Source organism: Streptomyces sp. CRCS-T-1 (assembly GCF_024442335.1).
Classification (GTDB): domain Bacteria; phylum Actinomycetota; class Actinomycetes; order Streptomycetales; family Streptomycetaceae; genus Streptomyces; species Streptomyces koelreuteriae.
This window is the reverse complement of record NZ_CP101651.1, coordinates 1,042,729-1,056,346: the sequence shown is the minus strand read 5'-3', so window position 1 is coordinate 1,056,346 and position 13,618 is coordinate 1,042,729. Positions and strand designations below refer to the sequence as shown.

General features: G+C 70.9%; 9 protein-coding genes. 3 read left to right on the top strand and 6 right to left on the bottom strand.

The window, feature by feature from the left end; translation table 11 throughout:
* Positions 1–29 precede the first annotated feature (29 nt).
* The 6 genes from NNW99_RS04730 to NNW99_RS04705 all read right to left on the bottom strand — a co-directional run bounded on the left by NNW99_RS04730 (position 30) and on the right by NNW99_RS04705 (position 8,256).
* Entirely contained in the window at positions 30–2,966 is a 2,937-nt protein-coding gene (locus NNW99_RS04730) for a glycoside hydrolase family 2 TIM barrel-domain containing protein (protein WP_215117429.1), read from the bottom strand.
* Positions 2,963–3,844 carry an alkaline phosphatase family protein gene (locus NNW99_RS04725; protein WP_215124149.1) on the bottom strand — a complete coding sequence of 294 codons (882 nt, stop codon included), beginning with the start codon at positions 3,842–3,844 and terminating at the stop codon, positions 2,963–2,965. The genes NNW99_RS04730 and NNW99_RS04725 overlap by 4 nt, the downstream gene beginning before the upstream one ends.
* A gap of 179 nt (positions 3,845–4,023) precedes the next feature.
* Positions 4,024–4,872, bottom strand: coding sequence for a carbohydrate ABC transporter permease (locus tag NNW99_RS04720; protein ID WP_215117428.1), 849 nt, complete (start codon positions 4,870–4,872; stop codon positions 4,024–4,026).
* Positions 4,869–5,753 carry a carbohydrate ABC transporter permease gene (locus tag NNW99_RS04715; protein ID WP_215124148.1) on the bottom strand — a complete coding sequence of 295 codons (885 nt, stop codon included), beginning with the start codon at positions 5,751–5,753 and terminating at the stop codon, positions 4,869–4,871. The genes NNW99_RS04720 and NNW99_RS04715 overlap by 4 nt, the downstream gene beginning before the upstream one ends.
* 126 nt (positions 5,754–5,879) lie before the next feature.
* Positions 5,880–7,157 (bottom strand): ABC transporter substrate-binding protein, encoded by a 1,278-nt coding sequence (locus NNW99_RS04710; RefSeq protein ID WP_215117427.1) that lies wholly within the window; start codon positions 7,155–7,157, stop codon positions 5,880–5,882.
* Positions 7,158–7,203: 46 nt separating this feature from the next.
* On the bottom strand, positions 7,204–8,256 hold the full coding sequence (locus tag NNW99_RS04705; RefSeq protein ID WP_215117426.1) for a carbohydrate kinase family protein: 1,053 nt from the start codon (positions 8,254–8,256) through the stop codon (positions 7,204–7,206).
* Positions 8,257–8,403: 147 nt separating this feature from the next.
* Between NNW99_RS04705 and NNW99_RS04700 the strand changes: the two genes are divergently transcribed.
* From NNW99_RS04700 to NNW99_RS04690, 3 genes are all read left to right on the top strand, one after another.
* Positions 8,404–9,168: a DeoR/GlpR family DNA-binding transcription regulator gene (locus NNW99_RS04700; protein WP_215117424.1), complete on the top strand. Its 765-nt coding sequence runs from the start codon at positions 8,404–8,406 to the stop codon at positions 9,166–9,168.
* On the top strand, positions 9,165–10,502 hold the full coding sequence (locus tag NNW99_RS04695; RefSeq protein ID WP_215117423.1) for a 6-phospho-beta-glucosidase: 1,338 nt from the start codon (positions 9,165–9,167) through the stop codon (positions 10,500–10,502). Before NNW99_RS04700 ends, NNW99_RS04695 begins: the two co-directional genes overlap by 4 nt.
* 71 nt (positions 10,503–10,573) lie before the next feature.
* Complete coding sequence (locus NNW99_RS04690) at positions 10,574–13,615, top strand: glycoside hydrolase family 38 C-terminal domain-containing protein (RefSeq protein ID WP_215117422.1); 3,042 nt, start codon at positions 10,574–10,576, stop codon at positions 13,613–13,615.
* Positions 13,616–13,618 lie beyond the last annotated feature (3 nt).

Sequence of the window (13,618 nt, the reverse complement as noted above, 5' to 3'; positions counted from 1 at the left end):
GCTCCGTAAGGGGTGACAGGGAGGAAGTGTCAGAGAACGCGCAGCGTCCAGCTCCAGCGATGGACGCCGGCCGCGACGAGATAGGAAGCGAAGGTGTCGGGGCCGCACGACGCCGTGCCCAGCCCGCGGTGCGCCGCGTCGATGTGCACCACGCACCCGGCACGCGGCACCAGTTCGTCGTGATGAGCGGCCGAGGCGAGGTCGGCCGCGCGATGGCGGGTCACGGACACCTGGCAGGGCCGGTCCAGCCGCACCGACAGCCCCGTGGCGTCCGGCGCGGACAGCGTGAACCGCCGTACGCCGTGCCGCCCGCCGCTCTCCTGCGGCCGCAGATAGGGCGTGAACAGCTCGTCCACCGGCAGACCGTGATGGCCGACGGGCGCGCCCGCGCCCCGGTCCGGATACGACTCCCAGGGGCCCTGCCCGAACCACTCCAGCAGATTCAGCCCGGGTGCCGTCTCGAAGACCGACCCGACCCGGGCCACGTCGTCCAGCGCCTCGGGCAGCTCGGCGCTCTCCTCCACCAGCAGCCCGCCCTCGACGGCCGTGAACACCTGCTCGTGCCGGACGGTCCCGCCCGGGCAGAGATGGTCGGTGACGACGGCCACCCGTCCCGGGTCACGCCGTACGGCGACGACCTTCCGGGTGGGCGCGTCCAGCCCCCAGTCCCGCCAGCGGCCCGCCATGCCGCCGAGTTCGTCGTTGTCGGTGGGCGCCCGCCACAGGGACAGCGTGGGCGCGGCCGCCAGCAGCGGATGGACCAGCAGCCCGTCCTCGTCGACGTCGACCGGGCGGTTCGCGACCGGGGTATGCCGCACCGGTTCCGCGGCCCGCAGCCGCACCTGCGGCAGGCACACCACCGTGCCGCGCGGCGCCCAGGCCTCGTCCCGGGCCGTCGTGACCCGCAGCGTCAGCCAGGCCTCGCCGCCGTCGTCCGGCAGCTCGAACGGCAGCGGTACGGCGGCCGTCTCGCCCGGCCGCAGATCGGGCAGCTCGGCGGGTGCGGTCAGGGTGCCGCCGTCGGCGAGGGACAGCTCCCACTCGCCGGACAGCCAGTCCAGGCCGCGGAAGTGCTGGTGGTTGCCGAGGACGATGCCCTCGTGCCGGAAGCACTCGATCCGCACCGGCGCGGCGATCTCCCGGTGCTCGAACATCACGGGCTTGGGGGTGCGGTCGGGGAAGACCACCCCGTCGGCGATGAAGGCGCCGTCGTGGTCGCTCTCCCCGAAGTCGCCGCCGTACGCCCAGCGATGCCCGGGCGCGGCGACACCGTTGTCATAGAGCCCGGCGCCCCCACGCCCGGCCGGTCTGCCGTCGTTCACACGCTGGAGGATGCCGTGGTCCCAGAACTCCCAGATGAACCCGCCCTGAAGACCCGGGGTGGCCTCGATGGCCTCCCAATGGTCGGCCAGCGTGCCGTTGCTGTTGCCCATGGCGTGCGAGTACTCGCACTGGATGAGCGGCTTGGTCTGGGTCCCGGACATGGCGTGCGCCAGGCACTCCTGCAGCGGCGCGTACATCGGGCAGGCGATGTCCGAGGCCAGGTCCGGATCGGCCCAGCCGAGCTTGGCGGCGCCCTCGTACTGCACCGGCCGCCGGGCCGGGTCGTGCCGGCGGACCCAGCCCGCCGCCGCGTCGTGGCCCGCGCCGTAGTCGGACTCGTTGCCCAGCGACCAGATGATGACCGACGGGTGGTTCTTGTCGCGCAGCACCATCCGCGCGACCCGGTCGACGAAGGCGCCCAGATAGCGCGGGTCGTCGGCGATCTCGTGCGCGTGGTCGTGGGACTCGATGTCCGCCTCGTCGACGACGTAGAAACCCAGCTCGTCGGCCAGGTCGTACAGGGACGGGTCGTTCGGGTAGTGCGCGGTGCGGATCGCGTTGAAGCCGAACCGCTTCAGCAGGACGAGGTCGGCGCGCATGTCGTCGTACGACACCGTCCGGCCGGTCAGCGGATGGAAGTCGTGCCGGTTGACGCCCCGGATGAACACGCGCTCGCCGTTGACCAGCAGGTCCCGGCCGGAGATCTCGACGTCACGGAAGCCGATCCGGTGGTGCGAGGTGTCGGCGACGGTGCCGTCGGCGCGGTGCAGCCGTACGGTCAGCCCGTACAGCTCGGGCGTCTCGGCGGTCCAGGTGCGCACGTCCGGTACGGCCGCGCGCAGCCGGGCCTCGCCGAGGAAGGCGGAGACGCGCTCGTCCTCGGCGTTCGCGCGGTCGAACTCCGTGTCCTGGGTGAGCAGCTGCCCGTCCAGTTCCCCGCTGACGTACCAGCCTTCGGGCAGCGCCCCGTCCGTGTCCCGCACCCGGCAGTCCACGCGCAGGTCGCCGTCCCGCCGGGCCCGTACCGCCACGTCCGCGAGATGCAGCGGGTCGCGCGCGTACAGCAGCACCGAGCGGGTGATCCCGCCGTGCCACCAGTGGTCCTGGTCCTCGATGTGCGAGGCGTCCGACCACTTCACGACGGTCAGCCGCAGGCCGGCCAGCTGCCCGGGGCGCAGCACCGGCGTCAGATCGAACTCGGCGGCCAGATGGGAGTCCTTGGAGATGCCGACGGGCCGCCCGTCCACATGCACCAGCAGCACGCTCTCGGCGGCCCCGACCTGGAGCACGATCCGCCGCCCGGCCCACTCGGCGGGCACGTCCACCGCCCGCTCGTACACGCCGGTCGGGTTGGCCGCGGGCACCTCGGGCGGGAACTCGGCGAACGGCATGCGGATGTTCAGGTACCGGGGCAGGTCGTCCGTGCCCTGCATGGTCCACACGCCGGGCACGTACGCCGACGACCAGACCTCCCCGAGCGGGGCGTCCGGCGCGGGCAGCAATTGGAAGCGCCAGTCGCCGTCGAGGGAGACGGCCCCGGCCCGCCGGTCGACGGCGTTCATCGGCAGACGCCGCCAAGAGGTGACCTCGGGCGCCTCCCAGGGGCGCAGGGCGAGCAGGGGATCGAGAGATGCGTCGGTCATGACCATTCCGGATTCGGTGCGGTGGGGCGGGGCAGAACACGGCCCGCCAGGCCCCGGGCGGGGTCGGCGGGGATGCCGAGACGGTCCAGGACCGTGGGGGCGATGTCGACGAGGCGGGGCGAGTCGAGCCGGACGCCTCCGGGCCCGCCGGGCTCGGCGAGGACGACGAAGACCTCCCGCTCGGCACGCGTGTCACCGCCGTGGCCGCCGGAGTCGAGATGACCGTGGTCCGTGGTCACCAGCACGGTCCAGCGCTCCTCGGCGCGTGCCGGGTCCGAGCGCCGGGCGTCGATCGCCTCCAGCAGCCGTCCGAGGTGCGCGTCCTGGGCGAGGAGCGCGTGAGCGTAGGCGGGGGAGAGGGGGCCCGTGGCGTGGCCCGCCTCGTCGGTGGCGCCGAAGTACACGAACACCACGTCCGGGTCGTCCTGGGTGAGCCAGCCCGCCGCGGTGTCGGCTACGCGGCGGTCCGCGCTCGCGTAGCCGTCGGTTTCGCCGTCGTAGTGGACCCGCCGGCCGATCGCGGGGCCGAGGACTCCGCGCCGGACCAGCTCCGGCCAGGACACCGCGGCCGCGGTGCGCAGACCCGGCCGGGCCGCCACGGCGCGGCTGAGGAAGTCGGGGTACCGGGTGTAGTCGGCGCCGGTGAAGTCGTTGCCGGTCACGCCGTGACGGTCGGGCCACACCCCGGTCAGCACGCTCGACCAGCCGGGCCCGGAGTCGGTGTAGGCCATGCTGGTCGACGGCCCGTCCTCGGCCTGGCCGTCCGCCTCGCCGTACGGCAGCAGGCTGGTGCCGACGGCGCCCGCGGCCATCAGGGCGTGCAGCACGGGTGCCGCGGACGCGGAGCGGGCCAGCCGGTCGTAGCGCAGTCCGTCCATGCCGACGACGAGGACCTTGGTGCGTGGGGCCTCGGAGCTGACGTCCGTCACTGGGTGCCTCTCTTTTGTCCTGAGAGCTCGGGACCGGCTGCCGGTTCTCGGCTGCGCGTCCGCTGTGGCTGGTCGCGCCCACGCGGCGGAGCCGTATATAGACACAGCCCCGCGCCCCTTGGGGCGCGTCAACTCCCCTGGACCGCTCCCTCCGTGGCGCCCGCGATGAACCCGCGGGCGAACAGGGTGAAGACGATGACCAGCGGAAGGGACGCCATGAGCACACCGGCCATGACCATGCTGTAGTCGGTGGTGTGGCCGACGTGGAGCTGGGCGAGCACCACCTGCAGCGTGAGATGGCCCGGGTCGGTGAGCACGACGAGCGGCCAGATGTAGTCGTTCCAGGCACCGACGAAGGCGTAGATGGCCAGGAAGGACAGCGCGGGCTTGATCATCGGCAGCACGATGTTCCAGTACTGCCGGAAGAACCCCGCCCCGTCGATCCGCGCGGCGTCGAGGAGTTCGTCCGGCACCCCGTTCTCGATGTACTGGCGCAGCCAGAAGATGCCGAAGGCGTTGGCGAGGGCGGGCAGGGCCAGCGCCTTGAGCGTGCCGACCCAGCCGATGTCCGACATCAGGATGAACTGCGGCAGGACGGCCAGCTGAAGCGGCAGCATCATGAACCCCACCAGCATCGCGAACAGCACCTTGCGCCCGGGGAAGTCGAACTTGGCGAAGGCGAACGCGGCCAGGGAGTCCACGAACAGGACCAGGACGGTGGTCACGGAGGCGACGAGGAGCGTGTTCAGCATCGACCCGAAGAAGTCGATGGTGTCGAGCACATGCCGGATGTTCTCCAGCAGATGGGAGCCGAAGGTCAGCTTCGGCGGGCTCTTGTAGATGTCCTCGGTGGTGTTCGTCGCCATGACGATCGTCCACACGAACGGGAAGATCGAGATCAGCACGGCAAGGGCGAGGACGATGTGCGCGGTGAGGCCCTTGGGGCGCCGTGACCGCCTCTTGACCACTGCGGTCATGACTTCCTCCCGCGCTGCACGACGCGCCAGTTGATGACGACCAGCACCATGATCAGTACGAAGAAGGCCCATACGATGGCCGCGCCGTAGCCGTAGTCGTTGTTGACGAAGGCGGATTGGTAGAAGTACAGCAGCGTGGTCAGGCCCGCCTGGCCGGGACCGCCGAGGTTCGGGTTGGCGGCGTTGCTGCCGAACAGGACCTGGGGTTCGCTGAAGCTCTGCAGGCCGTTGATGGTCGAGATGATGACGGTGAACAGGATGATGGGCCGCATGATCGGCATGGTGATCTGGAAGAACGTGCGGATCGGACCGGCGCCGTCCAGCTTGGCCGCCTCGTAGATCTGGGTGGGGATGGCCTGGAGGCCGGCCAGATAGATGATCATGTTGTAGCCGGTCCACATCCAGGTCATCAGCAGCGCGATGACCAGCTTGATCAGCCACGGATTGCTCAGCCACGGCACGGGTGAGATCCCGACCGTGCCCAGAATGGCGTTGACCAGGCCGAAGTTGTTGCTGAACACCGCGCCGAAGAAGATCGACACGGCGACGATCGAGGTGACGTTCGGTATGTAGAGGGCGATGCGGTAGAAGCCCTTGAAGCGCCGCACCGAGTGCAGCAGCGTCGCCAGCACCAAGGCGCCGAACAGCGTGGGGACGGTGGACAGGACCCAGATCACCAGGGTGTTGCGGATCGACATCCAGAAGACCGGGTCGTCCCAGAGGAAACGGAACTGCTGCAGGCCGACGAACTGGATGGTGCCCATGCCGTCCCAGCGCTGGAAGGCCAGGTACAGCGAGTAGAAGACCGGGACGAACGAGAAGATGCCGAAGATCAGGAAGAAGGGCGAGATCGCCAGGTACTGCCGCCAGTAGGACAGCACACCGCGACGTCTCGGCGCTGCGGCGCCCGTCGGCGGGGTGCGCCGGGGGCGGAAGCGGGCCGGGCCCGGCCCGCCGTGGCGCCGGGGCACCGCGGCGGGACCGGTGACCGGAGGTGAGGCCATCGCTCAGCTCACCCCCTGGCGGCGGGCGATCTGCTTGGCCTGGCTGACAGCGTCGTGCCAGGCGTCGTCGGGCTTCTTGCCCTTGGACTCGATGCTGGTCAGCTCGGTCATGAAGGGGGCCATGACGGCGGCGTCCGCGGGTGCCTCGTAGCTGGCCGGTATGGACTTGGCGGCCGGGCCGAACACCTCGATGATCTTCTGCCCGCCGAAGAAGGGGTCGCCGCCCGTCATGGCCGGCATGGCGTACGCCGCCGGCGCGGCCGGGAAGATCGCGGCGTCGGCGAAGCCGCGGGCGTCGTTCTCCGGGCTGAGGATCCAGCTGATGATCTTGAATGCCTCTTCGGGGTTCCGGCACTGCTTGGGCAGGGCCAGATAGGAGCCGCCCTGGTTGGCCGGCCCGCCGGGCATCGCGCAGACCCGCCACTTGCCCTTGGTCTTCGGGGCCGCCTGCTCGATGTCCAGCGCGTGCCAGGCGGCGCCGAGTTCGGTGCTCAGGCTCTTGCCGACGGCCGCGTTCCAGCTGTTGTCGTTGATCTTGGCGTCGAGACCGAGGGTGTAGGGGCGGACCGCGGTGGTCCACGCCTTGCGGATGTGGTCCTGGTCGCCGATGAAGCGGTTGTCCTTGTCGATGAACCGCTCGGTGCCCTGCCCGACCGCCATGTTGAACACCGAGCCGATGTTGTTGACCAGGTAGGTGCCGGGCACCTTCTCCTTCAGCTCGGTGCCGAGCGCGAAGTAGTCGTCCCAGGTCCCCGCCCGGGCCGCGACCTTGTCGGGGTCGGTGGGCAGCCCGGCCTTGTCGAACAGGTCCGCCCGGTAGAACAGCGCGGTGGGGCCGATGTCGATCGGGAAGCCGATCTGCTTGCCGTCCTCGGTCCGCGCGAGCTTGGTCTTCCAGTCCAGGTACTGCGACGAGATGTCCTTGAAGCCCAGGTCGTTGAGGTCGAGGAAGCGGTTCGCGTTGGGCAGGAAGGACGCCATGTCCTCGCCCTTGATGCCGGTGATGTCGGGCACGGAGGTGCCCGCGGCGAGGGTGGTGGTGAGCTTCGACTTGAAGTCGCCGCCGATGGAGGCGGCGGTCAGCTTCACCTCCTTGGCGAAGTGCGTCTTCGCCTCGGCGACCACCTTGTCGCTGAGCGCGCCTCCCCAGTACCACAAGGTGAGGCTCTTGCCGTTCTTGCTGCCGGCCGATCCTGAGCCGTTGCCGCATGCCACGGTCAGACCGGAGGCGGCCGCGGTGAACGCGGCGGCCTGGAGGAAGCGTCTGCGGGAAAGGTCCACGGGTCACTCCTGTTGTTCATGTTCGACGTGGAGAGGGGTGCGGGGATCAGTGCCGCCGTTCGGAGGCGCGTGGGCCGACGGACGTGTGAGGGGCCGGCGGGGTGAGGGGGGCGTACGCGAGAGCCGGCCCGGGGTCCACCGGGAGCCGGTCGGCCAGGAAGCCGTACGACCGCTTCAGTTCGGGGTCGGTCAGGGAGTGCCACCAGCGGTGCACGCCGTACCAGCCGGGGGCCGCGAGGGCTCCGCCGTGGTGCCCGACGGACAGCCCGGCCGCGAGCACCGCGAACCGCAGCCGCTCCGCCAGCGGCCAGCCGCCGAGCGAGGCGGTGACGAAGGCGGCGCCGAAGACGTCCCCGGCGCCCGTCGCGTCGAGCACGTCGACGTCGAGGGCGGGCACGTCCGCGTACTCGCCGGTGATCTGGTCGACGGCCAGGGCGCCGTCCCCGCCCCGGGTGACCACGGCGACCGGCACCAGCTCGGACAGTGTGCCGAGCGCGGCCACCGCGCTGTCGGTGCGGGTGTAGGCCATGGCCTCCGTCTCGTTCGGGAGGAAGGCGTGGCACAGCGCGAGCTGCTCCAGGAGAGCCGTCGGCCACTCCTGGGTGGGGTCCCAGCCGACGTCGGCGTAGACCTGCGTGCCGTTCGCGGCGGCCTTGGCGAGCCACTCGCGCGGCTCGGCCTCGAGGTGCACCAGGGCGGTCCGCGCGCCGGGCGGGTCGCCCATCAGCGCGTCCTGCGAGTACGGCGGCTCCTGGCCATGGGTGAGCAGGGCGCGGTCGTGGCCGAAGGCGACGGAGACGGTGACCGGGGTGGGCCAGCCGTCCGCCGTCCGGGAGAGCGAGAGGTCGACGCCCTCCTGGTCGCACAGGACGTCACGGCAGTGCTCGCCGTAGAAGTCGTCGCCGAACACGGTGGCCAGGGAGGTCTTCAGGCCGAAGCGGGAGGCCGCCACCGCGAGGTTCGCGATGCCGCCCGGGCCGCAGCCCATGCCCTCGGTCCAGATCTCCTCGCCGGGTGTCGGCGGCTTGCCGAGCCCCGTGAGGACGAGGTCGTAGAAGAGCAGCCCGGTCAGCAGCACATCGGGCCGGTCGTCGTCCACGGATGTGTCCTCTCGCTCGAGTTCGACAGAGATCGTCAAAACTCTTCATTTCCGTGACCGGAATCGTGCGCTGCTCCGAGAGATTGGTCAATACCCGAGCAGAACTGAGCATGGAAATGATTGAAGATGACGAGTAGTGTTCCGGCCGTGCTGGCAGAACGACGACACCAACTCATCCTGCGGGCCCTTCGCTCAGGAGGCCCCGCGGCTGTGACCGACCTCTCCGAGCGGCTGGGTGTGAGCCCCGCCACTATCAGGCGTGACCTGGTCAAACTGGAAGAAGACGGTCTTCTCACCCGCGTCCACGGCGGCGCCGTCGTCGAGGAGGGCGACCAGCCCTTCGCCGAGGTCGCCGAGGTGCGCGTCTCCGAGAAGGACGCCATAGCGGAGCGCGCCGCGGCGCTCATCGAGGACGGCCAGTCGGTCCTGCTGGACATCGGGACGACCGCCTACCGCCTGGCCCGGCAGCTGCACGGCCGCCGGCTCACCGTGATCACCAGCAACCTGGTGGTCTACGAGGAACTCGCCGACGACGAGGGCATCGAACTGGTCCTGCTCGGCGGTATGGTCCGCCGCGAGTACCGCTCCCTGGTCGGCTTCCTCACCGAGGACAACCTGCGCCAGCTCCACGCCGACTGGCTCTTCCTCGGCACCAGCGGTGTACGGCCCGGCGGACAGGTCATGGACACCACGGTCGTGGAGGTGCCGGTCAAGCGGGCCATGATCAAGGCCAGTGAGAAGGTCGCCCTGCTCGCCGACACGGCGAAGTTCCCCGGACACGGGATGGCGAAGGTCTGCGGTCCTGAGGACCTGGACGTGGTGGTGACGAACGCGCCGGTCGACACGGCGACGCGGGCCTCCTTGCAGGAGGCGGGCGTCGAGGTCGTCGTGGCGGGAAAGGTGCAGACGTGAAACTGACGATTCTGGGCGGCGGAGGATTCCGCGTGCCGCTGGTGTACGGGGCGCTCCTCCAGGACCACGCCGAGGGCCGGGTGACCCACGTCGTCCTGCACGATCTGGACGCCGGACGGCTGTCGGCGGTGACCCGGGTCCTCGCCGAGCAGGCGGCCGGTGTCCCCGACGCGCCCGAGGTGAGCGCCACCACCGACCTCGACGAGGCCCTGCGCGGCGCCGACTTCGTGTTCTCCGCGATCCGCGTCGGCGGCCTGGAGGGCCGCGCGAACGACGAGCGGGTGGCCCTGGCCGAGGGCGTCCTCGGCCAGGAGACGGTCGGTGCGGGCGGCATCGCCTACGGCCTGCGCACGGTCCCGGTCGCCGTCGACATCGCCCGGCGGGTGGCCCGGCTCGCGCCCGAGGCCTGGGTCATCAACTTCACCAACCCGGCCGGCCTGGTCACCGAGGCCATGTCCCGCCACCTCGGCGACCGCGTCATCGGCATCTGCGACTCACCCGTGGGCCTCGGCCGCCGCATCGCCCGCGTGCTCGGCGGGAACCCCAGGGAAGCCTGGATCGACTACGTCGGTCTCAACCACCTCGGCTGGGTGCGCGGCCTGCACATCGCCGGCCGCGACGAACTCCCGCGGCTGCTCGCCGACCCCGACCTGCTCGGCTCCTTCGAGGAGGGCAAGCTCTTCGGCACCGACTGGCTGCGCTCCCTCGGCGCGATCCCCAACGAATATCTGCACTACTACTACTTCAACCGTGAGGCCGTACGGGCCTACCAGCAGGCCGAGAAGACCCGCGGCGCCTTCCTGCACGACCAGCAGGCCCGCTTCTACGCCGAGATGCGGAACCCGGACGCCCCCGCCCTCAAGGTCTGGGACGACACCCGCGCCGAACGCGAGGCCACCTACATGGCCGAGAACCGCGAGACGGCGGGCGCCGGCGAACGCGACGAGGACGATCTGTCGGGCGGCTACGAGAAGGTCGCCCTCGCCCTGATGCGGGCCATCGCCCGGGACGAGCGCACCACCCTGATCCTCAACGTCCGCAACCGGCGCACCCTGTCGGTCCTGGACACCGACGCCGTCATCGAGGTCCCCTGCCTCGTCGACGCCAACGGCGCCCACCCCGTCACCGTCGAGCCGCTCCCCGACCACGCCACCGGACTGGTCTGCGCGGTCAAGGCCGTCGAGCGCGAGGTGCTGTCCGCCGCCGACTCCGGCTCCCGGGCGACGGCGGTGAAGGCCTTCGCGCTGCACCCGCTCGTCGACTCCGTCAATGTGGCCCGCCGGCTGGTCGAGGGCTACACCGAGGTCCATCCCGGGCTGGCGTACCTTAGGTGAACGCCGTCCGGTAAGCGCTTTCCCCCACCGCTTCCCGCCTGCTCGCTCGTTCCGCTTCCTGGAGACATCTCATGCATGACGAAAGCCGCCGGATCGAAGAGCGCGTCCAGCGCCTCCACGACCAGCGCATCAAGACCGCGATCTACGCGGCCACCGTCCCCTTCGAGGTGGAGGCCTGGCAGGCACCGGGGGAGCCGGTCTCCTTCGAGGAGGCCGCCGCCGCCTCGTACGAGCCGTTCGCCATGGGCACCCCGTGGGGCCCGCCCTGGGGCACCACCTGGTTCCGCATGCGCGGGCAGGTCCCCGCCGAGTGGGCCGGCCGGCGGGTCGAGGCCGTCATCGACCTCGGCTTCGTGGGCGACTGGCCCGGCAACCAGGCCGAGGCCCTCGTGCACCTCACCGACGGCACCCCGCTGAAGGCTGTCAACCCGCTCAACCAGTACGTGGCGATCGCCGACCCGGCGACGGGCGGGGAGACGATCGACTACCTGGTCGAGGCCGCCTCCAACCCGGACATCCTCGCGGACAACTTCTCGAAGGTCACCCCGCTCGGGGACAAGCTGACCGCGGGCGACAAGCCCCTCTACACCTTCCGCAGCGCCGACATCGCGATCCTCGACGAGGAGGTCTGGCACCTCGACCTCGACGTCCAGGTGCTGCGCGAGCTGATGCTGGAGCTGGGCGAGCACGACCCCCGCCGGCACGAGATCGCCCACGCGCTCGACCGGGCGATGGACCTGCTCGACCTGGACGACGTCTCCGGCTCCGCCTCCGCCGTCCGCGAGGCGCTGAAGCCGGCCCTCGCCCGCCCCGCGCACGCCAGCGCGCACACCGTCTCCGGCGTCGGCCACGCCCACATCGACTCCGCCTGGCTCTGGCCGATCCGCGAGACCAAGCGCAAGACGTCCCGCACGTTCTCCAACGTCACGTCCCTGGCCGACGAGTACGACGACTTCATCTTCGCCTGCTCCCAGGCCCAGCAGTACGAATGGGTGCGCGACAACTACCCCAAGGTGTGGGCCCGCATCCAGGAGTCGGTCAAGAAGGGCCAGTGGGCGCCGGTCGGCGGCATGTGGGTCGAGTCTGACGGCAACCTGCCCGGCGGCGAGGCCGTCGCCCGCCAGTTCATCCACGGCAAGCGGTTCTTCATGGACCACTTCGGCATCGAGACCAAGGGCGTCTGGCTGCCGGACTCCTTCGGCTACAACGCGGCCTACCCGCAGATCGCCAAGCTCGCCGGGAACGAGTGGTTCCTCACCCAGAAGATCTCCTGGAACCAGACCAACAAGTTCCCCCACCACACCTTCTGGTGGGAGGGCATCGACGGCACCCGCATCTTCACCCACTTCCCGCCGGTCGACACCTACAACGCCCGCTTCAGCGGCGAGGAGATGTCCCGCGCGGTCCGCAACTACTCGGAGAAGGGCGGCGCCTCCCGCTCCCTGGCCCCCTTCGGCTGGGGCGACGGCGGTGGCGGCCCCACCCGCGAGATCATGGAACGCGCCCGCCGGCTGGCGGACCTGGAGGGCTCCGCCAAGGTCGTCGTCGAACACCCCGACGCGTTCTTCGCCAAGGCCCGCGAGGAGTACCCGGACGCGCCCGTCTGGGTCGGCGAGCTCTACCTGGAGCTGCACCGCGCCACCTACACCTCCCAGGCCCGCACCAAGCAGGGCAACCGCCGCTCCGAGCACCTCCTGCGCGAGGCAGAGCTGTGGGCGACGACCGCCGCGCTCCACGCGCCCGGGTACTCCTACCCGTACGAGAAGCTGGACCGGCTCTGGAAGACGGTGCTGCTGCACCAGTTCCACGACATCCTGCCCGGCTCCTCCATCGCCTGGGTGCACCGCGAGGCCGAGGCCGAGTACGCCCGAGTCGCCGGTGAACTGCACACGCTGACCGCCGAGGCGGTGGCCGCGCTCGGCGCCGGCGGGACCCGCGCCTTCAACACCAGCCCCTACGCCCGCGCCGAGGTGATCCGCACCGCCGACGGCGCACCGGTCTACGTGGAGGTCCCCGCCGGCGGCTCCGCGCCCCTCGCCGACGCCCGCCCCGCGCAGCCCGTGACCGTGAACGGCCGGGTGCTCGACAACGGGCTGGTCCGCGTGGAGATCGCCGAGGACGGCACCCTGTCGTCCGTGCGGGACCTGCGCGCGAACCGCGAGGTCCTGGCCGACGCGGGCAACCTGCTGCGCCTGCACACCGACCTGCCCAACTACTGGGACGCCTGGGACATCGACAAGCACTACCGGAACCGCTACACGGACCTCCTCGACGCCTCGTCCGTCACGGTCGTCGAGCAGGACCCGCTGATCGGCGCCGTCCGCGTCGAGCGGACCTTCGGCAAGGGCTCCACGATCACCCAGACGATCACCGTCCGCGCCGGCAGTCCCCGCATCGACATCGAGACGGACATCGACTGGCACGAGACCGAGAAGATCCTCAAGGCGGCCTTCCCGGTCGACATCCGCGCCCCGCACTCCTCCGCCGAGATCCAGTTCGGCCACATCCAGCGGCCCACCCACACCAACACCAGCTGGGAGGCGGCCCGCTTCGAGGTCTCCGGCCACCGCTGGGTGCACCTCGGCGAACCCGGCTACGGCGTCGCGGTCATCAACGACTCGACCTACGGCCACGACGTCTCCCGCACGGTCCGCGAGGACGGCGGCACCACGACCACCGTCCGCCTCAGCCTGGTGCGCGCCCCGCGCATCCCGGACCCCGAGGCCGACCAGGGCCGCCACCGCTTCACCTACGCGCTGCTGCCCGGCGCGAGCATCGAGGACGCCGTCGCCGAGGGCTACGCCCTCAACCTGCCGCTCCGCGTGGCCGAGGCGGCGGGCGCCCCCGAAGCGGTCGTCTCCGTCGAGGGCGAGGGAGTGACCGTGGAGGCGGTCAAGCTCGCCGACGACACCTCGGGCGATGTCGTCGTACGGCTCTACGAGTCGCGCGGCGGCCGCGCCGAGGGCGTCCTGCGCACCGGCTTCCCGCTCGCCGGCGCGCAGATCACCGATTTGCTGGAGCGGCCGACCGAGGAAGCGGATATCACCGACGCCGGTGTCCCCGTCACCCTGCGGCCCTTCCAGATCCTCACCCTGCGTCTGCGCAGGGGCTGACCC